Raw genomic sequence first — 23623 nt, 5'->3', positions numbered from 1 at the left:
CCGGACCCACCCCGCCTTCGACAGTCATCCGCGCCCGACGGTAGGTGTCGACCTTGGTCGACACATCCACGCCATGCGTGGATGACGTGGCAATGACCGGAGAAGGCTTTTGTAGCGTCGAGCCATGCTCGACTGGCTGCATGGGTCAGAGCCCTTTCCTGCGGGAAGGGATCCGACCCCGATCTGCCTGGGGTCGGATCCCTTCGGCAACGCCGCAGGGCACTGACCCCACCGCAGTGCTTACGACGTCTTGATCGCGTGGCCGCCGAACTCGTTGCGCATCGCCGACAGCAGGCGGTCGGTGAACGAATTGGATTCACGCGAGCGCAGGCGTTCCAGCAGCGACAGGGTGATCACCGGTGCCGGTACGTCCAGCGCGATGGCTTCGGCCACCGTCCAGCGGCCTTCACCGGAATCCTCCACGTACGGCGCAATGCCCTCCAGCGACGGATTGCGCTTGAGCGCTTCGGTGCTCAGGTCCAGCAGCCACGAACGCACCACGCTGCCGTGACGCCACACCTCGGCCACCTGCGCCAGGTCCAGCTCCATCTCCTGCTTGCGTTCCATCAGTGCAAAGCCTTCGGCATAGGCCTGCATCATTCCGTACTCGATGCCGTTGTGGACCATCTTGGTGAAGTGGCCGGCGCCAGACGGTCCGACACGGGCCCAGCCGCGATCCTCGGCCGGTGCCAGCGTGCGCAGCAAAGGCGCGATCTGCTCCACCACCGTTGCTTCGCCACCGACCATCAGGCTGTAGCCTTCCTGCAGGCCCCATACGCCACCGCTGGTGCCGCAGTCCACGTAGCCCAGATCGTCTTCGGCCAGCGCCTTGGCGCGGCGGATCGAGTCCTGGTAGTTGGAGTTGCCGCCGTCGATGACGATGTCACCTTCGGCCAGGTGCGGGGTCAGCTGGCCCAGGGTCTGGTCGACGGTCTCGCCGGCCGGCACCATCAGCCACACCACGCGCGGCGCCGGCAGCGCGGCCACGGCGGCGGCCAGCGAATCCACCACCTCCAGGCCGGCCTCGGCGGCGCGCTGGCGGGCACCTTCGCCCGGGTCGTAGCCGACCACGCGGTGGCCGCCGCGATGCAGGCGCTGGGCCATGTTGGCACCCATGCGGCCGAGGCCGATCATTGCAATATCCATTGTTTCACCTTCAGTTGGGGTCTAGGGTCAGGCTGCCTGGCCTGCCGGTAGCCGCGCAGTGGCGCAGCTGCGCCTCGCGCCAACGCCGGTAGAGCGTGGTATGCAGATTGTGCACCGCCAGGTCGATCGAAAACGGCGTACGCGGGTTGCGATCGAGCAGGCGGGCGACGTGGTAGCCGATGGGACGTATACCGCGTGGATGCACATAGATCACGAACTGCTGGTAGAACGGATCGTCCAGCAGCTGGTCCATGCGGGCCAGCGTGTCGCGATGGCGTGGCGCCAGTGCCGCGCGCAGGCCGGGATCGCGCTCGAACAGCAAGCGTTCAAAGTAGCGCCGGCCCACGCGCGGGATGCGTTGCGCCAGCGTCCACAGCTCCACATTGCGCCGGTCGTACCAGGCCAGGCCACCACGCAGGGCCAGTGCCTGCGCGGCACCCTCGCCCACCTCGACCACGACGAAGTTCTCGGCCTGGTTGCTCAGGTCATCCAGGCTGCCCTTGTCGTACACATGCTCGATGAAGCCGGGAACACCGACGAAGGCCTGCCGGCCCATCGCCGAAGTGCGCACCGCCTTGCCATCGGCAAAGAAGTCGCCGGCATGCGCGCCGAGCAGGATGCTGTCGGTATCGTGCAGCGCCAGGAAGGTACCGATCGACAGCTCATCCGCAGCGAACTCCGTATCGAAGGCAGCATCGCCATACAGCTCGCGCTGGGTGGCCAGCTGCGCGACCTGGCGGCCGACACCGCATTCGGCACGCACCGAACCGCTGTAGAAGGCCTGCAGCGCTTGGCTGTTGCCGGCACTGGGCACGAAGCCACGACCGAAACTGCGTGTGCGCTGCCAGCCCTGCGAAGGCGCGCCCTGCATGCCAAAACCGATCCACCCCAGCTGCAGCCCGGAGAAGCGGAAGTCTGGATTGCCCTGCAATGCGGCCGTTGCACGGCGGGTGGCCGCGCCCAGTTCGAAGGCATAGGCGCAGACCGTCGCCGGATCGTCCAGCAGCGCCTGCAGCAGCGCCTGGCGCTCACCGGCCGGCAACGCCGCCGGCCACCGCACCTGAAGATCGCCGGCGGCCTGCGCCTCGGCCAGCGACGCGCGCGTGCACACCGGGCCCGCGTGCACCTGCGGCGCTGGCGTCTGTGCCGCGTCGAAGCGCCAGCCCAACCGCTGCAGCAGCCCCTGGGTGCAGCCCACGGGTGTGGCCGCATTGCCCAGCGCAGGCATCACCAGCAGCAGGGCCAGGCCCATCCACCTGCCACGCACTCTCAACCCTGGCCCGTGGCCGCCGGTGCGGGTTCAGGGGCCGGCGGTGGCGATGGCGGCGTGCCTGCTTCGCCCGGCAGGTACTGCTGCAGGCGCTGGAAGAAGCGCCGATAGAATTCGGCATCGGTGACCGTACTGCTGGCCACCTTCACCAGCGAGTCGTCATTGCTGCCGAACGGCAGCGATACCGAACCCAGCGCACCGACGCCGACACTGGCCGAGGTCGGGCTCTTCTTCAGGGCGTAACGGTCCTGCACCGCACTGACGAACACCAGCGCCTGGTTGCCGCGCGGCGCGCAGGAGATGCGCAGCACCAGCTGCTCGTGATCATCTTCGCGTGGCTGGAAGTTCTTGTTCCCCTCCACCTGGGTGTCGTCGGCGCGGGCGATGGCATAGCCCTGGCTGAGCAGGGTGCGGCGTGCTGCCTCGCAGGCCTCGCCGGGGCGACCATCGACCGTGCGCGAGAAGGTATCGCCCGAATCAAACGACTCGCGCAGGACGGTGCTTTCGGCGGCACGACCACCACAGGCCGACAGGATCAGGGCGCTGGAAAGCGCTACGGCAACGCTGGAAAGACGGGAGGCCCGCATGGGTACTCCTGCGAGGACGGTACCGCCAAGGGTAGCCCTGCGCCCGTGTGCGGCAGGTCGAAACCGGCGCCACCGGGGCCCACCGGTTGCTGCCGGTTCATGCACTGAAAAGGGGACGGAGGGGGATCAAGTCGTTCGTGGCACGCCGCTGGCCGGGCATGGGCCGACGCTACCGGGATGGACGTCCCCAGGAAGACGAAGGGCCGGCCAGGCCGGCCCCTCGGGTCTCTCGCTTGTCGAGCCGCTCAGTCGGCCCAGCGACCGGCGCCGGTGGACTGCGGCAGCACCTGCGCCGACAGCGGGCGATCAGCCTCCAGCAGGTTCACTGCATCGGCCAGGATCGAGGCCGACTCACGCAGCAGCGGGTCCGGACGCTTCTCGGCGGCCTTCTCGCGCGCGGCGTCCTTGACGATGTCGCGCTCGTTGCCGGTCAGGCCGTCATCGCTGCTGTCATCGGCCAGCGGATCCAGGGCCAGGCCCAGTTCCTTGCGCTGCAGCTGGCGCTCCTTGCGCTGGCTGTCCTGGCGCTCACGCTCGGCGCGGCGGGTGGCTTCATTCAACGAGATGTACTTCTTCGCCGCTTCGGTGCGGAACTGCTCCACATCCTCGTTCCACCACTGGAATTCCTTGTCGGTGGCGATACGCGCGCCGTGGCGGCTTTCCAGCTTCGGCAGCAGCGGCGCGAAGTTGCCGTACTGGGTGTGCGGCACGGCAGCGATGCGGGTCCACGGCAGCGCGTTGTCGTAGGTGCTTTCACCGAACTCGGTGGCATCGACGCTGGCCGGGAAAGCCAGGTCCGGTACTACGCCCTTGTGCTGGGTGCTGCTGCCGCTGATACGGAAGAACTGGGCGATGGTCAGCTTCACCTGGCCAAAGCGCTGGGTCTCGCCACTCGGCCAACGGTCGAGGTCGACGATGTTCTGCACAGTGCCCTTGCCGAAGCTGGTCTCACCGATCACCAGGCCACGGCCGTAGTCCTGGATGGCGCCAGCGAAAATTTCCGAGGCCGACGCCGAACCACGATTGATCAGCACGGCCAACGGGCCGTCCCACGCCACGCCCTGGTTGCGGTCGCTGTTGACGGTGACGCGGCCACCGGACTCGCGCACCTGCACCACCGGGCCCTGCTCGATGAACAGGCCGGTCAGTTCGATCGCCTCATCCAGCGAACCACCCCCGTTGTTGCGCAGGTCCAGCACCACGCCGTCCAGCTTGTCGTTCTTGAAGCCGGCCAGCAGCTTGGCCACGTCGCGGGTGGCCGAGGCATAGTCGGCCGCATTGCGGCGACGGCCTTCGAAGTCCTGGTAGAAGGTCGGCAGCTTGATCACGCCGACCTTGCGCGCCGGTTCGCCATTGGCGGCCGGAATGGTCATGGTCTCGCCCTTGGCGGCCTGTTCGGCCAGGCGCACCTTCTGGCGGGTCAGCACCAGCGTGTGGTGCTTGCCATCCACGCCCTCGGCGGCCGGGATGAACTCCAGCTTGACCTGGGTATCCTTGGCACCGCGGATCTTGGCCACGACGTCATCGATGCGCCAGCCGATCACATCCTCGACCAGGCCGGACTTGCCCTGGCCCACGCCGACGATGCGGTCACCCGGCTTCAGCGTGCCGTCCACCGCGGCCGGACCGCCGGCGATGATCTCGCGGATCACCACCATGTCGTCCTGGCGCTGCAGCTGCGCACCGATGCCTTCCAGCGACAGCGACATCGCTTGGTTGAAGTTCTCGGCAGTGCGCGGGGTGAAGTAATCGGTATGCGGATCGACCGCGCTGGTGTAGGCGTTCATGAAGAACTGGAAGACGTCCTCGCCCTTCAGTTCATTGACCGACTTCTCCAGCGTCGCATAGCGCTTGTCCAGCGTCTTGCGGATGTCATCGGGCTTCTTGCCGGCCAGCTTCAGGCGCAGCCAATCGTTCTTGACCGACTTGCGCCACAGCTCGTCCAGCTCGGCACTGCTGGCCGCCCACGGCACCTTCTTGCGGTCGTATTCGAAGCGCTCGTCGGTGGTGAAGTCCGGCTCCTGCTTGAGCAGCTTGCGCGCGTAGGCCACACGCTCGCCGACGCGCTGCTTGTAGACGGCGAACACCTGGAACGACGGTTCCAGCTCGCCGCCGCGGATGGCCGAGGCGATGTTGGCTTCAAACGGTGCGAAACGTGCCACGTCGGCCTGGGTGAAGTACTGCTTGCCGCCGTCCAGCGTCTCCAGGTAGCGCTTGAACACGTCCTTGGACGTGGCCTCGTCCAGCGCGCGCGGGCGGTAGGCGTAGCGGCTGTCGGACAGCAGGCCGTAGACCAGCTTGGAGGTCGTGACCTGATCGGCGGTCGCCGCCGCGGGCAATGCGGGCGAGTCGGCCTTGGCCGCCAGCGCCAGCGGGGCAACCAGCGCCAGGGCCAACAGGAATGCGGGGGCTTTGAATTTCATTGACGTGCTCGAAGGCGCCTTGCCAAAGGGGAGACTGCGGGGTGTTCAGACACCACGACAGTGCCGAAAGTTGCCGGGTTTGTCATCCGGCCGCGCTCGGTGGAAAACCAGCCTAGCCGGGCCGGTGTAGCAAATTGTGAATGCAGGCGAAGGCGTGCGGACCAACGGTCCGCACCCACCAGAATGGTGGTGACACCCATTGGCAGCGCCGGGCCATGGCCCGGCGGCAACCGCTTACCGGACGCCGGCGCCCTTGGCCTGCACGTCGGCGTGGTACGACGAGCGCACCATCGGGCCAGAGGCCACGTGGCTGAAGCCCAGCGCGTAGCCGTAGTCTTCCAGCGCCTTGTAGTCATCCGGGGTCCAGTACTTCAACACCGGGTGGTGGTGCGCGGTCGGCTGCAGGTACTGGCCGATGGTGATCATGTCCACGTCGTGCGCGCGCAGATCACGCATTGTCGCCTTGATCTGCTCGAAATCTTCGCCCAGGCCCAGCATGATGCCGCTCTTGGTCGGCACGTCCGGGTGCTGTGCCTTGAAGTTCTTCAGCAGGTTCAGCGACCACTGGTAGTCCGCGCCCGGGCGCACGTTGCGGTACAGGTCCGGCACGGTTTCGATGTTGTGGTTGAACACATCCGGCGGGTTCTGCGCCAGGATCTCCAGCGCACGCTCCATGCGGCCCTTGCCGCGGAAGTCCGGGGTCAGTACTTCGATGCGGGTGCCCGGCGACTTCTCGCGGATGGCGGTGATGCAGTCGACGAAGTGCTGGGCACCGCCGTCGCGCAGGTCATCGCGGTCGACGCTGGTCACCACCACGTACTTCAGGCCCATGTCAGCCACGGTCTGGCCGAGGCTGGCCGGTTCGTTGGCATCGGGCGGCTTCGGGCGGCCGTGGGCCACGTCGCAGAACGAGCAGCGGCGCGTGCAGACTTCGCCGAGGATCATGAAGGTGGCGGTGCCGTGGCCGAAGCACTCGTGGATGTTCGGGCAGCTGGCTTCCTCGCACACGGTCACCAGGCGGTTCTCGCGCAGCTTGGCCTTCAGGTTCTGCACGGCATTGCCCGACGGAATGCGCACGCGGATCCAGGACGGCTTGCGCAACACCGGCGCGTCGGCGAACTGCACCGGCGAGCGGTTGATCTTGTCACCGCCCAGCTGCTTGACCCCGGCCTGCAACGGCGCGGCGGACGGAGAGTCGCCCTGCACGATCTGCAGGGGAATGGAACGGGCGGTGGTTTCAGTCATGGCAGTTCCGGGGGGCGGTCAGGCGGCCGCAGAAAGATCAGGCAGTTCCGGCGTGTGCTGCAGCAGCAGGCCGAACTGGCGGGCCAGGTGGTCCAGCAGCACCGGCTTGACGGCCTCCATCCCGGAGGGCCCGCCCAAGTCTACCACCGAGGTCACCTGCAACCCCTGGTAGCCACAGGGGTTGATGCGGTGGAAGGGTTCCAGGTCCATCGACACATTGAAGGCCAGGCCATGGAAGGTGCAGCCGCGGCGCACGCGGATGCCGAGCGCAGCGATCTTGGCGCCGCCGACATAGACGCCCGGGGCGCCCTCGCGGCGTTCGGCGCCGATGTTCCACTCGCCCAGGGTATCGATGAGGGCCTGTTCGATGCGGCACACGTAGTCGCGCACACCAATGCCCAGCCGCGGCAGGCGCAGCAGCGGGTAGACCACGATCTGGCCAGGGCCGTGGTAGGTCACCTGGCCGCCACGGTCCACATGCAGCACCGGGATATCGCCCGGCGCCAGCACGTGTTCATCCTTGCCGGCCTGGCCCAGGGTGAACACCGGATCGTGCTCGACCACCCACAGTTCGTCGGCATCGGTGTCGCTGCGCTGGTCGGTGAAGCGCTGCATCGCGCGCCACACCGGCTCGTACGGCTGGCGGCCGAGGTCACGGACCACGGCCGGGCGCGGCGCGCGGTCTTCCGGGGCGGCGTCGGCCGGGCAGCTGCCGGCTACAGCGTCCACTTCACTTCCGGGTGGTCGCGCAGCGCCTGGTGGGCCAGGTCGTACTGTTCGCGGCTCTCGGCCTTGAACACGATGCGGACGGACACGTACTTGCCGTTGGACGAGTGCTTCCAGCTGATGCGTTCGTTGACGACATCGATGCCGGCGGCCAGCAGCAGGCGGGGGAGCTCATGTTCCAGGCCGCGGTTGGCCGGGCCCATGGCGCTGAGCTCGAACTGGCCGGGGAACTGGAAGCCGTGGTCGGGGTTGTCGGACTTGATTTCCATGGCCCCATTATCGGGCCGCAGGGCAACAAACCCAAGAGTATTCATCAAAGTCAAAGGCGGCACCTGCGGGCTGCTGCGTTGCAGGTGACCCGGAGGCGCGGGCCGAAAGCCCAACGGCAGCTGACTGCAATCTTCTGCCGCGCACGGTCCCGGCGGCGCAAAGACGGCCTGCGGCCGCCTTCACCCCAGGACCGCAGCGCGTACGCGGGTAACAAATTGTGTGCGCCGGACAATGTTGTTTTCGGAACAGACAAGTGATCCGAACGCGCTCGTTCCGACGCGCGGGCACGAGTACCGTAGCGTTGCAGAAAACGACAGAAAACCGCCCCCTTCCCCATGAGCATTCCATCCATGCGTAGTGTCGCAGCCCTCGGGCTGGCCGGCCTGCTGGCCTCTGCCCTCCCCCTGGCCGCCCAGGCGGCCGAACAGTGTGGCCCGGACGCCATGCGCGACCACCCGCCGCAGATCAATTTCCGCGTCGACAACGACCTGTTCGGTGGCCGCCACCAGGACCAGGGCTATACCAACGGCGCGCAGCTGACCCTGGTCTCGCCGAACCTGGTCGACTACACCGACGACCCCTGCCTGCCACGCATGGCGCGCTGGGTGAACCAGTACCTGGAAGGCCTGCACCCGGGCAGGTTCGAGCAGCAGAACATGATCTTCAGCATCGGCCAGGGCATCTTCACCCCGACCGACCCGGCCCGGCGCGATCTGATCGAGGAGGATCGCCCGTATGCCGGCGTGCTGCTGGCCAGCTTCGGTTTCAACGCGCGCAGCGGCGACCGCCTGCAGACCACCCAGCTGGCGCTGGGCGTGGTCGGGCCGTGGGCGCAGGGCAAGCAGGTGCAGGATGCGGTGCACAACCTGCTGGGTGACAAGAAGTTCGAAGGCTGGGACAACCAGCTGCACAACGAACCGGTGTTCATGCTGACCCACGAGCGCATGCGCCGCTGGCCGGCCGATGCCAGCACCAACGCCGGCGGCTGGGGCTGGGACGCGATCAGCCACTACGGCGGCTCGATCGGCAACCTGGAAACCAAGGCCAATGCCGGCGGCGAAGTGCGCTTCGGCTGGAAGCTGCCCGACGACTTCGGCAGCACGCCGCTGCGGCCGGCCGGCGAGAACACCGCGCCTACGCGCGGCGGCCGTCCCAGTGGCTGGTCCTGGCACCTGTTTGCCACCACCGATGCGGCGTGGGTGATCCGCGATATCACGCTGGACGGCAACACCTTCCGCAGCAGCCACAGCGTGGACAAGCGCCATGTGGTCGCCCAGGCCGGCTACGGCATCGCCGTGATGCGGGGACGCTGGAAATTCGCGATGGCGCGCTACCACAGCACCCGCGAGTTCGATGGCCAGCGCCAGTCGCCGGTGTTCGGCAGCTTCACCATCAGCCGCTCGCTGTAGGCGCCGTTCGTAGAGTCGAGCCATGCTCGACTGCATTCACCCTCAGTCGAGCATGGCTTGACTCTACAAAACGAAAAAGGCCGGCATTCGCCGGCCTCTTCCTTCACCACGCCGGGGCGTGGATCATTCCGATTCCCACCACATCCAGAAGCTGTCCCACAGGCGCTTGAAGAAGCCGGCCTGTTCGACTGCTGCCACCGCCACCAGCGGTGCCTCGGCAACGATCTTGCCATCCAGGGTCACCTTCACGGTGCCGATCTGCTGGCCAGCGGTGAACGGCGCTTCCAGCGTCTTGGGCACGTCGATGCTCGGCTTCAGGTCGTTGTAGCGGCCGCGCGGCACGCTCACCAGCATCGGCTGGGCTACGCCCAGCTGCACCTTGTCGGTGGTGCCCTTCCAGACCTTGTGCTCGGCCACGGCCTTGCCCGGCTCATACAGGCGATGGGTCTCGAAGAAGCGGAAGCCCCAGTTCAGCAGGGCCAGGCTGTCATCGGCACGCTGCTTCTCCGACGCACCGCCCAGCACCACGGCGATCAGTCGCTGGTCGCCACGCTGGGCCGAGCTCATCAGGCAATAGCCCGCCTCGGAGGTATGGCCGGTCTTGATGCCGTCCACGCTGCCATCGCGCCACAGCAGCAGGTTGCGGTTGGGCTGCTTGATGTTGCCGACCTGGAATTCCTTGATCTTGTTGTACGCGTAGGTTTCCGGGTAGTCGCGCACCATCGCGCGGCCCAGCAGCGCCAGGTCATAGGCAGTGCTGTGGTGGCCTTCGGCGGTCAGGCCGTGCGCGTTGACGAAGTGCGAGTCCTTCATGCCGATCTTGGCGGCGTAGCTGTTCATCAGCGAGGCGAAGGCCTCTTCGCTGCCGGCCACGTGTTCGGCCAGGGCGATCGCGGCGTCATTGCCGGACTGGATCGCCATGCCCTTTTCCATGTCTTCCAGGCGTGCGGTCTGGTTGACCGGGAAGCCGCTGTAGCTGCCGTCGGTACCGGCGCCACCTTCGCGCCAGGCGCGCTCGCTCATCATCACCTGGTCATCCGCACGGACCTTGCCGTTCTTGACCTCGGCGGCGATCACGTAGGACGTCATCACCTTGGTGATGCTGGCCGGTGCCAGCTGCTCGTGGACGTTTTCGCCAGCCAGTACCTGGCCGGTGGCGTAATCCATCAGCACCCAGGCCTTGGACACGCTCGGCGCCGGAGCGGGCGGAGTGGCAACGGTGGCCGGGGCGGCAGCGGCGGCGGCAGGCGCCGGCGTGGCCGGGGTCGGCAGCGGCGTCTGGGCGGAAGCCAGGCCCACCACCAGGGTGGCGGCCAGGGCGGTGGCGGCGGAACGGAAATTCATTGGACAGCAGGCTCCAGGGGACGGCCAGGAATGGAGGGTGGAACGTAACGGCCATTGTAAGGCCGGGGGAGCGCGGGCCGGCAGCACCGGCCCGGGCGGATCAATCCTTGACGATCTGCGGCGAACCCAGCCCCAGACCGGCGATGCGGCCGACAAGTTCCGCGGCACTGGCATGGTCATTGGCGGGAACACGCAGGCGGAACAGGGTACGGCCTCCGGCGGCGATGTCGCTGATGGTCGCCCCGACGATGCCGGCAGCGTTGAGCTGGCCCATCGCACGGTTGGCATTGTCGCGGCTGGAGAAGCTGGCGACCTGCACCATCACCGCGCCGACCACCTGTTGCGACAGGCTTGGCGTGGCCGGGGAAGTACGCACCGGTGCCGGTGACACGGTACGCGGGGCAGCGCTGGCCACAACGGCCGGCGCGGGTGCCGTGCTGCGTACCGGCGGCGCGCTCGGCGGCAGGCTGCTGACCGCCACGTCCGGCGCAGTACTGGCCACGCCCTGGGTGGTGGCCGGCTGGCCGCGCGACGGTGCCGCGCCGGTCGGCAGGCGGTTGACCAGGCGATCGATGTCGCTGTCGGCGGGTGCACGTGCGGCCGGTGCCGGCCGCGTGCTGGCGATCGCGCTGGCCGCAGCCGCTTCGGCGGCACGACGTTCGCGGCGCGAGGGTTTCTGCGCCAGCAGGTTGCCCTCGCCCGGCTGCAGTGCACGCACTTCCACATTGCCGGTGCCACGCTGGGTGATGCCCAGGCGCACCGCGGCGGCATAGCTGAGATCGACCACGCGGCCGTCATGGAACGGGCCACGGTCGTTGACGCGCACGATGACCGACTCGCCGTTGTCCAGGTTGGTGACACGGGCGAAGCTGGGCAGCGGCAGCGTCTTGTGCGCGGCGGTGAACTGGTACATGTCGTAGACCTCGCGGTTGGAGGTCAGGCGGCCATGGAACTTGGCGCCGTAGTAGGACGCGGTGCCGCGCTCGACGTAATCACGGGTGTCGTCGAGCACCTTGTACGACTTGCCCAGCACCACGTATGGCGACTTGTTGCCGATCGCCGAGCGCTCCTCGGCGGTCACTTCCGGCTCGGGAATGCAGGCCACGTTGGGAATGTAGTCCGGGGTGCTGTCACGCACGCCGGGTTTGTACAGGCCGCCGGCGGTGTAGTTGCCACGCGTGTTCGGGTCTTCCTTGGCCGCCGCATACGGCGAGCCTTCCGGACAGTGCGCCGGGCGCGAGCCGCGGCCCTGCACCAGCGTCCCGCTGGGCTTGCCACCATGGCCGGCCGTGGCCGGCTTCTTCGGCGCGCTGCTGCACGCCGCCAGTGCAAGGACGATCAAGCCTGGGACCAGCCATCTGATGTTCATGCCGGGGGCAGCTCCTGTCCGGCGATGGCCTGGGACAACTGGAACACGGCCATCGCGTACATCTTCGAGAGGTTGTAGCGGGTGATCGCGTAATAGTTCTGGAAACCGAGCCAGTACTGCTTGCCGGTGCTGCCTTCCAGGGTGATCGGGGTGGCGGTGGCGCCGGGCTGCACCGGCGCGCTGGGCTGGTAGCCGCGCTGCGCCAGGTCGGCCAACGACCAGGTCGGCATCCACTCGGTGGGGTTGAACTCCTCACGCCCCGGCGCAAGGGTGGCCGGCACGGCCACCTGCCCACCGCGCACCCAGCCGCCCTTCTTCACGAAGTAGTTGGCAATGGACGAAAACACATCGTCGTAGCTGTTGAACAGGTCGCGGCGGCCATCGCCGTTGCCGTCCACCGCGTAATCGAGGTAGCTGGACGGCATGAACTGGCCCATCCCCATCGCACCGGCATAACTGCCCTTGAGCGTGGTGATGTCCAGGTTTTCTTCGCGGCCCAGCTCGAACAGTTTGGCCAGCTCATCGCGGAAGAACAGCTCGCGGCGCACTTCGCGCTCCAGCTTGGCCGGGTCGCCGCTACGCGGGTAGTAGAAGGCCAGCGTATACAGCGCATCGAGCACGCGATGGCTGCCGGCATTCTTTCCATAGCTGGTTTCCACGCCAATGATCGCCACGATCACTTCGGCCGGAACGCCGGTACGCTGCTGCACGCGATCCAGTTCGGCGCGATGTTCGGCCAGGAACGCACGGCCACCGTCGATGCGTGCCTTGCTGATGAACATCGGCCGGTATTCGTTCCACGGCTTGACCCGCTCGGCCGGGCGCGACATCGCGGCGATGATCGGCGGGCGCACCTGCGCCTGGTCGAGCACGTTGCGGATCTGCTCCGGCTTCAGGCCATAGCGCTTGGCGGTATCGGCAATGAAACGGGCCCGCGCAAGCTCGAACGGCACCGGGGTGAGATCGACCGGCGGCGCGGTGGCGGCGGTGGCTTCGGGTGCGGCCTCGGCCGGGCCATGGGCCTTGGCGGCGGGCTGGCGCGGTGTACTGCTGGCCTGGGGCGAAGGCGGTGGGGACTTCGGCTGGGTCGCGCAGGCGACCAGGCCGAGGGTGAGCATGCAGGCCAGAGTGCGTCGAATCATCGTCGCAGGTTAGCAGGTCATGGATGAATTAAAACCCCTAACACCATGAATCACAACGATTTGCCCGCGTTCAGCGGGAAATGTGAAGGCGTCGTGATTGCCCTGCCCCATTCAGTGAGAGGTGGCCGGTTGCGTCCCCATCCCCGCAGACGCAACCGGCAACCGGATCCGGTCGGTACCTGCGCGGCTGCCGCTCCCCAGTGGCAGTGCTCCGCGCTCCCTGTACCCGTTGGATCAGTACTGCTTCCCGCCCGACGCCCCCTCGCGCTGCAACGATTAACGGCGCGCCGTGCCGAACGGGCCGCCATTGTGCAGGCCGATTACGACAAGTCCATTGATCAAGATCAACGCGGCGTAAAAGTGTGAACCAGACCGCATATTTTTCGGACTTTGGTCGGCGAGCGTAGCCGCATGCGTCGTTGTGAGAACGCTTCCACAACAGGCGTTGCGCAGAGTCAGGAAGGTTCCAGCCAATCGGTGCAGCCCCTCGTGGGTGGAGTGGGTCGCTGAAAGCCGGATTACTGAGGGCTGGCCGGGTGGGTATGCGGGGGTGTCAGCCGCATGGATGCGGCTGCCAAGCCTCCAGGGACGGATTCACGGCGTCCCCCGCGCACCCAGCCCGACCGGCCCACCCACGGCTTCTGCTTTCCACGACCACCCAGACCCCACCCACGAGGGGCTGCGCCGCTGGCTGGAAACCCTATCCCCCGTGCACGGGCCGATGCCCGCGTACCGCCATCACCAACCCGATGCCGGCCAGCAACGAGACCGCCGAGGTACCGCCGTAGCTGATCAACGGCATCGGGATGCCCACCACCGGCAGCAGGCCGGAGATCATCCCGCCATTGACCAGCACGTAGACGAAGAACGCCAAGCCCAGACTGCCGGCCAGCAACCGTGCGTGCGTGTCGCGCGCGTGCACGGCCACCCACAGGCAGCGCCCGACCACGAACAGATACAGCGCGAATACGCTGGCCACGCCGATCCAGCCGAACTCCTCGGCCAGCACCGAAAACGCGAAGTCCGTGGTGTACTCGGGCAGGAAATCCAGCGTGGCCTGCGTGCCCTGTCCCCAACCGCGCCCGTCCCAGCCGCCGGAACCGATCGCGATGCGCGACTGCAGGATGTTCCAGCCGGTACCAAGTGGATCGGCCGCCGGGTCGAGAAAGGTCAGTACGCGATCCTTCTGGTACTGCCGCAACAGGCCGAACCAGGCCAGTGGCGCGGCTACCGCCAGTCCTGCCGCGCCAGTGGCCACCCAGCCCCAGTGCAATCCGGCCAGCAACAGGGCGAACACACCGCTGGCGGTGACCAGCGTGGCCGTGCCGAGGTTGGGCTGCAGCAGGATCAGCACGGCCGGCACGCCAATCAGCGCGGCCGCCGTCAGCACCGTGCGCGGTGACGGGGGCAGCGGTTGCCGGTGCAGGTACCAGGCCATCATCAGCGGCAGGCTGAGCTTGAGCAGCTCCGACGGCTGCAGGTAGAACACGCCCAGGTTGAGCCAGCGTTGACCGTACTTGCCGGTGCCGATCACGTACACCGCCATCAGCGGCAGCATCGACACTGCGTAGATCGCCGGCGTCCACGCGCGCAGGCGCAGCAGCGGAACCCGCGACAGCAGCCACATCGCAACCAGGCCACCGGCAAAGCGCGCCGCCTGCCCGGCTACCGGGCCGGATACGCTGTGCAGCACGGCCAGGCCGGCCGCCATCAGGATCAACAGCACGGCCAGCAATGGCAGATCGATCGTACGCACCGCCTCACGGGCGATGCCAAGCAGTCGTTTCCATTCCACATGGGCACGGTAGCAATGCGTGCTTGCGTGAAGCTGTCAGGGTGCTTCCGCACCTGTAGAGTCGAGCCATGCTCGACTGCTTCTGCTGCATGAAAGGCGGTCGAGCATGGCTCGACTCTACAGAAGCGCGCAGCCGGTGTTACCCGTATCCACCGTGCACCGGGTTGTGGCTGCGCACCGCCATCACCAGGCCGAAACCGGCCAGCAGGGATACCGCCGAGGTGCCGCCGTAGCTGATCAGCGGCATCGGCACGCCCACCACCGGCAGCAGGCCGGAAATCATCCCGCCATTCACCAGCACGTAGACGAAGAACGCCAGGCCGGTGGCACCAGCCAGCAGCCGCGAATAGGAATCGCGCGACTGGCTGGCGATCCACAGGCAGCGCCCGATCACCACCAGGTACAGCGCCAGCACGGTGGCCACGCCGATCCAGCCGAACTCCTCGCTCAGCACCGAGAACGCGAAGTCGGTGGTCTGCTCGGGAATGAAGTTCAGGTGCGACTGCGAGCCCTCGCCCCAGCCCTTGCCATCGAAGCCGCCGGAACCGATCGCGATCTTCGACTGGATGATGTTCCAGCCGGCACCCAGCGCATCCATCTCCGGGTCCAGGAACATCATGATGCGGTCCTTCTGGTACGGCCGCAGCAACCAGAACCAGGCCAGCGGCGCGACCGCGGCCACGCCGCCCACGCCCAGGCCCACCCACCACCATGGCAGGCCGGCCAGCAGCAGCACGAACACGCCGCTGGCAGCGATCAGCACGCCGGTGCCGAAGTCCGGCTGCAGCATCACCAGCCCGGTCGGCACGCCGATGATGACCAGCGCGGTCAACACGGTGCTGAAGCGCGGCGGCAGCGGCATCCTGTGCAGGTACCAGGCCACCATCATCGGCAGGCTGACCTTCAGCAGCTCGGCCGGCTGCAGGTAGAAGAACTTCAGGTCCAGCCACTGCCGGCCGTATTTGCCGGTGCCAAGCACGAACACCGCCAGCAGCGGGATCATCGAGATCGCATAGATCATCGGCGTGGCCGAGCGGATGCGCAGGATCGGCACGCGCGAGATGCCCCACAGCGCCGCCATGCCCACCGCGAAACGTGCGCCCTGGGCCATCACCAGGCTGTCGCCACCAGCGCTCTTCAAGGTGGCCAGGCCGATCACCATCAGCGCGCCCAGGGCCAGGCACAACACCCAGTCCAGCGTGCTGAAGAAGCGGCGCAGCATGTCGCTGGCCCAGCGCAGGAACACCTTCATCGTGCGGGCTCCACAGCAGCCGGGCGCGGCGTGGCCGGTAGCGCGGCGGCAGCCGGCGTGGCCGGCGGCGCAGGTGCCGGTGCGGGCGCCGGCACACCCACCAGCACCGGGTGCTCGCCCAGCTGCGCGGCGCCCAGGTCACCGGCCTGGCGCGCACCCGCATCTTCGTTGTCGAACGCGGTGGCGCCGATGGCGGTGGTGCCGCGCTCGCTGTCCAGCGGCTGCATGCCTTCGGGCATCTTGCCCAGCAGGTAGGCGTCGAACACCTTGCGTGCGATCGGGGCAGCGGCCGAACCACCATAGCCACCGCCTTCCACGGCCACCGCGATGGCGATCACCGGGTTCTCGACCGGTGCGAAGCCGACGAACAGCGCGCGGTGGCGCAGGTGCATCGGCAGGCTCTTGGGGTTCACGGCAGCGGTGCCCTTGCGGCTGATCACCTGCGCGGTACCGGTCTTGCCGGCCATCACGTACGGCGCACCGACCGCCACGCGCCAGCCGCTGCCGCCGGGCCGCATGGTCGCCATCATGCCCTCGCGTACCGCCTGCACATTGTTGGGGTTGGGGCTGACCGGCTTGCTCTGCCCGGGCGGCGTTGCCGTCCAGTCACTGTCGAAGCCGTCGCGTTGCTGGATGACCAGGTGCGGAGTACGCAGCTGGCCGTCGGCCAGCGCGCTGACACCGCGCGCCAGCTGCAGCGGGGTGACCTTCCAGTCGCCCTGGCCGATGCTGATGTTGACCGTGTCGCCCGGGAACCAGGCTTCCTTGCGGGTCTTCCGCTTGTAGGCCGGCGACGGCAGGATGCCGCCGATCTCGCCGGTCAGGTCGATGCCGGTCGGCTGGCCGAAACCGTAGTACTCCATGTAGTGGTCGAAGCGCTCGATGCCCAGATCCAGCGCCAGTTTGTAGTAGTAGGTGTTGACCGATTCGGCGATGGACTTGCGCAGGTCGGTCCAGCCATGGCCGCCGCGATGCGCATCACCCCAGCCACGGCTGGTGCCGGGCAGGTAGAACATGCCGGTGGACAGCACCTTGTCTTCCGGACGGCGTACCCCCGAGTCCAGGCCGGCCAGGCCGATCAGCGGCTTCAGCGTGGAACCCGGGGCGACGCCGCCGAGCACCAGGCGGTTGAACTGCGGCCGCGACGGGTTCTCGTTCAACGCCTTGAAGTCGGCATGGGAAATGCCGTTGACGAACAGGTTGGGGTCGTAGGACGGCAGGCTGACCATCGCCAGCACTTCGCCGGTGCGCGGGTCCATCGCCACCGCCGAGCCTTCCTGGTCGCCGAAGGCAGCCACCATCGCGCGCTGCAGGTCGGCATCGATCGACAGCCGCAGATCGGCACCGGACTGCGCGGCCACCCGGCCGATGGTGCGGATCGCACGGCCCTGCACGTTGGTCTCGACCTGCTCGTAGCCGACCCTGCCGCGCAGCTGCTGCTCGTAATAGCGCTCCAGGCCGGATTTGCCGATGTGGGTCAGCGCGGCATTGCCTTCGCCGAGGATCTCCAGATCCTTGTCGTCGACGCGGCCGACGTAGCCGATGATGTGCGCGAACAGGTCGCCGTAGGGGTAGCGCCGGGTCAGGTAAGGCTCCAGCTCAACGCCGGGGAAGCGCCAGCGGTCGACGGCAAAGCGCGCCATCTCCTCGTCGCTCATGCGCAGCTTCAGCGTGACCGGCAGGAACTTGCGGCGCGCCTTGCGCGACTTGTTGAACGCTTCCAGCTCTTCCGGGCTGATGCTGATGATCTTCGCCAGCCCTTCCAGGGTGGCGTCCATGTCCTTGACCTTGTCCGGGGTCACGTCCAGGCGGAAGGCCGGCACGTTCTCGGCCAGCAGGCGGCCGTTGCGGTCGTAGATCATGCCGCGCCCGGGCACCACCGGCCGCGGCTTGATGCGGTTGGCTTCCGAACGCGTGGCGTAGACGTCGTGGTCCAGCACCTGCAGCTTGAAGTACCAGCCGCCCAGGCCCAGCAGGCACACCAGCACGCCCAGGAAGCCCAGCGCCGCGCGACGGCGGAACTGTTCGGCTTCGGCGTGCGGGTTCTTGACCTGGCGGCGCGGGATCATGGCTCAGCGCCCGCGCTTGCCGAAGCGCACCGCGTCCAGCAGCACGAACACCAGCGGCCACAGGCCCATGCCCAGCAGCGGCGCCCACCAGTATGACCACGGCAGGGTCGGCTCATCCACCACGATGTGGACCAGCGCGCTGACGATGCGGTCGTTGAACAGCAGGCCGCCGATGGCCAGCATCTGCTGCGACATCGGGAAGAAACGGATGCGGGCACGGAAACGCTGCAGGATGAAGGCCAGCATCACCAGCCGCAGCGCCTGTTCACCGAGCACGCCGCCGTACAGCAGATCGGCGACCACGCCGCTGGCGAAGGCGATGCCGAGGCCGACGCGCTCAGGGGCTTCGATCACCCAGTACGCCAGCACCAGCGCCAGCCAGTACGGGCGCAGCGGCTGCAGCAGCGCCGGCAGCGGCAGCAGGCCCAGCAGCAGCGCAATGACCAGGCTGGCCGGCAGCACCCATGGGTTGTCGCGCAGGCGGCTCATCGCTGGGCCTCCGGAATGACCGGGGTCGGCTCGACCGGTTGTGGCGCGTGCGGCTCCGCCGACGGATCCGGCACCGCTGGCTGTGCCGCCGGTGCGGTGGTCGCCCGCCGACCAAGCGGAGCCGCTGCCGGGGGTGCCGGAGCCGTTGCCGGGGAGGATGCAGCCGGAGCCGAGGCCGCCGGCGCAGTGGCGGTCGGTGCCGGCACCGTCGCGCCATTGGCTGGCCCACCTGCGGCCGGCGCTTCCAGCTGCAGGCGCAGCTCCGGCGGGATCCGGATCGCCGCACCGGGGCGCAGCAGCAGCACGTCGCGGCCGCGGTCGAGCTGGGCCGCCGGCTTCAGTTCGCCGACCAGGAAGGCGTGGGTGTCGTCCGGGCGCAGGCCGGTGATGGTGCCGACCGGGAAGCCGGCCGGGAAGCGACCGCCCAGGCCGGAGGTGACGATCTCATCGCCCACTTCCACCCCCGCGCTGAGCGGGATGTCGCGCAGCTCCAGCGTGTCGCCGCGGCCATAGACGATCAGGCGCACGCCGTTGCGGGCCACGGTCACCGGCACCGCGTGGTCGGGGTCGGTCAGCAGCAGCACGGTGGAGGTGCCACCGGTGACGCTGATCACCTGGCCCATCAGGCCGCCGGCATCGATCACCGCCTGCCCGACGTGCACGCCCTCGCGGCTGCCGGCGTCGAGCACCAGGCGCTGCTTCACCGGGTCCAGGTCGATGTCCAGGATCGGCGCCAGCTGCACGTCCAGGCCACTGCGCTCGGCCACGTTCAGCAGTTCGCGCAGCTGGGCGTTGTCCAGCGCAGCGGTCTGCAGGCGGGTCAGGCGCGCGTTGGCCAGCAGCAGCTGGTTGCGCAGTTCGCGGTTCTCGGTGACCAGCTGGGTGTGGCTGGCGGCGGAGTCCTTGACCTGGTTGCCGAGCTTGCCGGGCAGGCCGGCCAGCGCCCATACCGGCTGCACCAGGCTGTTGGCCTGCTCGCGCAGGCGCGCCAGCCACCCGGCCTGGTCGTCGAGGACGATCAGGGTGATGGCCAGCGCGAGGTAGGCCAGCAAGCGCAGGGGGCTGGCGGCATCACCGGATCGGGAGGCGACGGGAGGACCGGCGTAGGGCGGCACGGCAACGATTCAACTGGCAGGAGGCGGAGGGGAAACACGCGGGCGCCCCGCCGGTGCCGGCCCGCCATGACGGCGGGCCGCACCCCGGAAGGGCGCGGCGGGCAGGAGCGGCCGGGACGGCTTATTCCGGCGCAAAGAACTCGTTGCCGTGCATGTCCACCAGCTCCAGCGCACGACCGCCACCGCGGGCCACGCAGGTCAGCGGATCGTCGGCCACCTGCACGTGCAGGCCGGTTTCCTCGGAGATCAGGCGGTCCAGGTCACGCAGCAGGGCGCCGCCACCGGTCAGCACGATGCCGCGCTCGGCGACGTCGGCGCACAGTTCCGGCGGGGTCTGCTCAAGGGCCAGCTTGACCGCGCTGACGATGCCCGACAGCGGTTCGTGCAGGGCTTCGAGCACCTCGTTGGAGCTGATCTTGATCATCTTCGGCACGCCCTCGGCGAGGTTGCGGCCGGAGATTTCCAGTTCCTGCACTTCGGCCTGCGGGTAGGCACAGCCCAGTTCGACCTTGATGCGCTCGGCGGTGGCTTCACCGATCAGCATGCCGTGGTTGCGGCGCACGTAGTTGGTGATCGACTCGTCGAAGCGGTCGCCGCCGATGCGGACAGAGGCCGAATAGACGATGCCGTTGAGCGAGATCACCGCCACTTCGGTGGTGCCGCCGCCGATGTCGATGACCATCGAACCGCGGGCCTCGGTGACCGGCATGCCGGCGCCGATCGCGGCGGCCATCGGCTCTTCGATCAGGTACACGTCACGGGCACCGGCTTCCTCGGCCGATTCCTTGATCGCGCGGCGCTCGACCTGGGTCGAGCCGGCCGGCACGCAGACCAGCACGCGCGGGCTCGGGCGCAGCACGCGCGACTTGTGCACCTTCTTGATGAAGTGCTTGAGCATCGCCTCGGTATAGGTGAAGTCGGCGATGACGCCATCCTTCATCGGGCGGATGGTGGTGATATGGCCCGGGGTGCGGCCCAGCATCTGCTTGGCTTCGGCGCCTACGGCTGCCACCGAGCGGGTGCCCCCGATGGCACGGTCCTGGCGCACGGCCACGACCGACGGCTCGTTCAGCACGATCCCCTGCCCGCGCACGTAGATGAGGGTGTTGGCCGTGCCCAGGTCGATGGACAGGTCGTTGGAGAACATGCCACGGAGTTTCTTGAACATCTGAGGAAGGAGTCCTGAGGGGTGTCGTGCCCGCCGCGGGATGGCGAAAAAATGGGCAGAATTCGAGGCCGACAAGCCTAGCAACCCGCCTGCCGCCGAGCAAGGAAAAAACTAGCTGAACCCGCGTCTTGACAGGCTTTCGGCCGGATCGGGCATCACCCGGTTCTGGCCCTGAGCGGCACCAGCGGGTAACCTTTGCGCCGTCGGGCGCCCAAGGGCGCCGTTTGCTTGCCCGCTGAACCGGGCCGGCCCACCCCAAAATTCACCGCATAGGCTTACATCGATGTCCGCTCTGATCTGTGGTTCTCTTGCCTTCGACACCATCATGGTGTTCCCGGACCAGTTCAAGAATCACATCCTGCCGGACAAGGTGCACATCCTGAACGTGTCGTTCCTGGTCCCGCGCATGCGCCGCGAGTTCGGCGGCTGCGCCGGCAACATCGCCTACAACCTGCACCTGCTGGGCGGCCAGCCGATCCCGATGGGCACCGTGGGTTCGGACTTCGGCCCGTACCGCGAATACTTCGAAGGCCTGGGCATCGACCTGTCGCGCGTGCGCGTGATCGATGAGCTGTTCACCCCGCAGGCGTTCATTACCACCGACCACGACAACAACCAGATCACCGCCTTCCACCCGGGCGCGATGATGCGCTCCTACGAGAACCACGTGCGCGGCGTGCCGGGCGTGACCCTGGGCCTGGTCGGCCCGGATGGCCGCGAGGGCATGATCCAGAACGCGCAGGAATTCCACGAGGACGGCATCCCGTTCATCTTCGACCCGGGCCAGGCCATGCCGCTGTTCAACGGCCCCGAGCTGCGCGCCTTCATCGACCAGGCCGACTACGTGGTGGTCAACGACTACGAGTCGAACCTGCTGCAGGAACGCACCGGCTGGGACGAAAAGGAGATCGTCAGCCGGGTCAAGGCCTACATCACCACCCGCGGCCCGAAGGGCGCGGTCATCCACACCCCGGAGAAGAGCTACGACATCCCGCCGGCGCACGAGCGCCGCGTGGTCGACCCGACCGGCTGTGGCGACGCCTTCCGCGCCGGCCTGATCTACGGCATCCAGAAGGGCTACGACTGGCTGACCATCGGCCGCATGGGCAACCTGATGGGCGCGCTGAAGGTCGAGCATCCGGGCACGCAGAACCAGCGCTTCACCTTCGATGAGTTCAACGAGCAGTTCAAGCAGCAGTTCGGTTACGCGCTGGGCGCGTAAGCCGAACTGCCCGCGCATTCCACCTTGTCCCCGCGCCTTCGGCGCGCCCCCGTGAACAACAAGGGGGCTTTCCACCCGATGCGCTGCCGGGGATGAATGCTGTTGGGAGTGTCGACCTTGGTCGACACGCTGTGCCTTGGTAGGTGTCGACCTTGGTCGACACTGCCGGCCAGCGGCCGGCACTACCCCTTCTGCTGCCAGGCCGCCAGCAAGGCGCGGCAATCGGCGAAATGCCAGTCGGCGCTGCCCGGCCACGGGTTCTCCGGCAGGTTGACCAGCACGGTGTGCGTGCCCGCAGCGCGGCCGCACTCCAGGTCGTAGGCATGGTCACCCACCATCACCATGTCCGCGGCCGCTACGCCCCAGCGCCGCTGGTGCTGCAGCAGGCCGTCCGGTGACGGCTTGGGCACTGCTTCATCGCGGCCGATGATGTCGGCATCGTCGAACAACTCGCCGACCCCGATCGCCTCCAGCGTCAGCTTCGCCAGCGCATGGTCGTTGCGGGTCAGGATGCCCAGCCGGCAGCCCGCTGCAGCCAGCGCGCGCAGCAGCCTCACCGCGCCCGGTGCTGGCAGCGCGCCTTCGGCCAGCGCGCGTTCGTGATCCAGCAACCATGCGCGCTTGGCCTGTGCCGGCGCGTCCGGCAGCGCCGCGATATGGTCGAGGATGTCTTCCTCGGCGGCGATCTGCAGCGCACGGCGGATCGCGGCGAAATCATGCACGGCCACGGTCAGCGTGCCGTCCATGTCGAACACCCAGTGCCGGATCGCGGACAACGCCTGCACGGCGCTGCCCGCCGCCGCCCTCACTGCCACCACGGCGGCATGCGGCTGGCGTCGACGCCACCGGTTTCGAAAACCGCCGTGCGCGTGCCACCGGCCTTGACCGGGAACTCGATGCTGATCGACTTGCCCTTGCGCGCCAGCTTCCACAGCGCCTTCTGGTCGGTGATGAACAGGGCGATGGCTTCATCGGTCTTCGGGCGCCACGCGGCCATCGACACCGGCTTGCCGTCGTCCACGGTCACCTTCACCGTGCACTGCGGGCAGCGGAAGTCGCCGGCCTGCAGTACCAGGTAGGCATGCCGCTTCCACTCCGGATGATCGCGGAACACCAGCTGCACCGGCTTGGCGCCGCTGCCATCCACGTCCACCCGTTCCTTGCTGTAGATCTGCGCGGACACCTGGTTGCCCTTGCTGCCGACCGGAATCTGGTTGTACTGCCATAGCGCCTGCATGCGACGCAGGTCGCGTGCGGCATCGCCCTTGGCCTTGACCTCGTCGAAGCCTGCGGCGATGCGCTCGGCAGCGGCAGTGTCCTTGTACTGGTCCAGCAGCGAGGCGCCATGCAGGCGCGCGCGTTCCCAGTCCTGCGCGGCCACGGCCATGTCGTACTGCTTGGCGACGTCCTCGGCCTTGGCTTCCTTCTGCGCCTGGGCGGCGGCCGCGGCGGCTTCCTGCGCCTTGCGCTCTTCCTCGGGGTTGCTGCAGGCGGCCAGCGCCAGGGTGCAGGCGGTGAGCAGGATCAGTCGTTTCATGGCGGAGGTCCTTCGTGTTTTTCGCGATTCTGTAGAGTCGAGCCA

At 67.8% G+C, this 23623-nt stretch carries 20 protein-coding genes; 2 read left to right on the top strand and 18 right to left on the bottom strand.

Translation table 11 applies throughout. From position 1 onward, the window contains the following. Positions 1-240: 240 nt before the first annotated feature. From gnd to ARC23_RS07015, 7 genes are all read right to left on the bottom strand, one after another. Positions 241-1146: a phosphogluconate dehydrogenase (NAD(+)-dependent, decarboxylating) gene (gene gnd, locus ARC23_RS07045; RefSeq protein WP_057496586.1), complete on the bottom strand. Its 906-nt coding sequence runs from the start codon at positions 1144-1146 to the stop codon at positions 241-243. Between the two features lie 10 nt (positions 1147-1156). Then, complete coding sequence (locus ARC23_RS07040) at positions 1157-2398, bottom strand: hypothetical protein (protein ID WP_057496585.1); 1242 nt, start codon at positions 2396-2398, stop codon at positions 1157-1159. 17 nt (positions 2399-2415) lie between these two features. Then, positions 2416-3003 (bottom strand): DUF2242 domain-containing protein, encoded by a 588-nt coding sequence (locus ARC23_RS07035; RefSeq protein WP_057496584.1) that lies wholly within the window; start codon positions 3001-3003, stop codon positions 2416-2418. A gap of 245 nt (positions 3004-3248) precedes the next feature. Next, entirely contained in the window at positions 3249-5426 is a 2178-nt protein-coding gene (locus ARC23_RS07030; RefSeq protein ID WP_057496583.1) for a carboxy terminal-processing peptidase, read from the bottom strand. 234 nt (positions 5427-5660) lie between these two features. Then, positions 5661-6671 (bottom strand): lipoyl synthase, encoded by a 1011-nt coding sequence (gene lipA / locus ARC23_RS07025; RefSeq protein WP_057496582.1) that lies wholly within the window; start codon positions 6669-6671, stop codon positions 5661-5663. A gap of 18 nt (positions 6672-6689) precedes the next feature. Beyond that, entirely contained in the window at positions 6690-7400 is a 711-nt protein-coding gene (lipB, locus tag ARC23_RS07020) for a lipoyl(octanoyl) transferase LipB (protein WP_057496581.1), read from the bottom strand. After that, positions 7388-7666, bottom strand: a complete 279-nt coding sequence (locus tag ARC23_RS07015; protein WP_005411067.1) for a YbeD family protein — start codon at positions 7664-7666, stop codon at positions 7388-7390. The genes lipB and ARC23_RS07015 overlap by 13 nt, the downstream gene beginning before the upstream one ends. 351 nt (positions 7667-8017) lie before the next feature. Here ARC23_RS07015 and ARC23_RS07010 point away from each other — a divergent pair, with 351 nt between their 5' ends. Then, positions 8018-9076 carry a lipid A deacylase LpxR family protein gene (locus tag ARC23_RS07010; protein WP_080393039.1) on the top strand — a complete coding sequence of 353 codons (1059 nt, stop codon included), beginning with the start codon at positions 8018-8020 and terminating at the stop codon, positions 9074-9076. 123 nt (positions 9077-9199) lie between these two features. Here ARC23_RS07010 and ARC23_RS07005 read toward each other — a convergent pair whose 3' ends face one another. The 9 genes from ARC23_RS07005 to ARC23_RS06965 form a co-directional block, all read right to left on the bottom strand. Next, positions 9200-10420 (bottom strand): D-alanyl-D-alanine carboxypeptidase family protein, encoded by a 1221-nt coding sequence (locus tag ARC23_RS07005; RefSeq protein WP_057496579.1) that lies wholly within the window; start codon positions 10418-10420, stop codon positions 9200-9202. A 100-nt stretch (positions 10421-10520) separates the two neighbouring features. Beyond that, positions 10521-11789: a septal ring lytic transglycosylase RlpA family protein gene (locus ARC23_RS07000; RefSeq protein ID WP_057496578.1), complete on the bottom strand. Its 1269-nt coding sequence runs from the start codon at positions 11787-11789 to the stop codon at positions 10521-10523. Beyond that, positions 11786-12931, bottom strand: coding sequence for a lytic murein transglycosylase B (mltB, locus tag ARC23_RS06995; RefSeq protein ID WP_057496577.1), 1146 nt, complete (start codon positions 12929-12931; stop codon positions 11786-11788). Before mltB ends, ARC23_RS07000 begins: the two co-directional genes overlap by 4 nt. A gap of 700 nt (positions 12932-13631) precedes the next feature. After that, positions 13632-14726, bottom strand: coding sequence for a rod shape-determining protein RodA (gene rodA, locus ARC23_RS06990; RefSeq protein ID WP_057496576.1), 1095 nt, complete (start codon positions 14724-14726; stop codon positions 13632-13634). 139 nt (positions 14727-14865) lie between these two features. After that, complete coding sequence (gene rodA, locus ARC23_RS06985; RefSeq protein ID WP_057496575.1) at positions 14866-15978, bottom strand: rod shape-determining protein RodA; 1113 nt, start codon at positions 15976-15978, stop codon at positions 14866-14868. Then, positions 15975-18047: a penicillin-binding protein 2 gene (gene mrdA / locus ARC23_RS06980; protein WP_057496574.1), complete on the bottom strand. Its 2073-nt coding sequence runs from the start codon at positions 18045-18047 to the stop codon at positions 15975-15977. The genes rodA (ARC23_RS06985) and mrdA overlap by 4 nt, the downstream gene beginning before the upstream one ends. 3 nt (positions 18048-18050) lie before the next feature. Continuing rightward, positions 18051-18536 (bottom strand): rod shape-determining protein MreD, encoded by a 486-nt coding sequence (gene mreD, locus ARC23_RS06975; protein ID WP_057496573.1) that lies wholly within the window; start codon positions 18534-18536, stop codon positions 18051-18053. Beyond that, positions 18533-19651, bottom strand: coding sequence for a rod shape-determining protein MreC (gene mreC / locus ARC23_RS06970; RefSeq protein ID WP_057496572.1), 1119 nt, complete (start codon positions 19649-19651; stop codon positions 18533-18535). The genes mreD and mreC overlap by 4 nt, the downstream gene beginning before the upstream one ends. Before the next feature lie 121 nt (positions 19652-19772). Then, the gene (locus ARC23_RS06965) at positions 19773-20819 is read right to left on the bottom strand and encodes a rod shape-determining protein (RefSeq protein ID WP_005411077.1); all 1047 of its coding nucleotides are present in this window, start codon (positions 20817-20819) and stop codon (positions 19773-19775) included. Positions 20820-21102: 283 nt separating this feature from the next. On the opposite strand from ARC23_RS06965, the gene ARC23_RS06960 reads away from it, so the two are divergent. After that, positions 21103-22041, top strand: a complete 939-nt coding sequence (locus tag ARC23_RS06960; RefSeq protein ID WP_005411078.1) for a carbohydrate kinase family protein — start codon at positions 21103-21105, stop codon at positions 22039-22041. A gap of 182 nt (positions 22042-22223) precedes the next feature. Here ARC23_RS06960 and ARC23_RS06955 read toward each other — a convergent pair whose 3' ends face one another. Further along, a complete protein-coding gene (locus ARC23_RS06955) occupies positions 22224-22859 on the bottom strand; it encodes an HAD family hydrolase (RefSeq protein WP_057496571.1) in 636 nt (211 codons plus the stop codon). Next, positions 22847-23578 carry a hypothetical protein gene (locus tag ARC23_RS06950; RefSeq protein WP_057496570.1) on the bottom strand — a complete coding sequence of 244 codons (732 nt, stop codon included), beginning with the start codon at positions 23576-23578 and terminating at the stop codon, positions 22847-22849. The genes ARC23_RS06955 and ARC23_RS06950 overlap by 13 nt, the downstream gene beginning before the upstream one ends. Positions 23579-23623 lie beyond the last annotated feature (45 nt).

It is taken from the genome of Stenotrophomonas beteli (genome assembly GCF_001431665.1).
In the GTDB taxonomy this organism is placed as follows: Bacteria; Pseudomonadota; Gammaproteobacteria; order Xanthomonadales; family Xanthomonadaceae; genus Stenotrophomonas; species Stenotrophomonas beteli.
The sequence above is the reverse complement of the archived record's forward strand: the minus strand, read 5'-3'. Positions and strand labels throughout refer to the sequence as shown.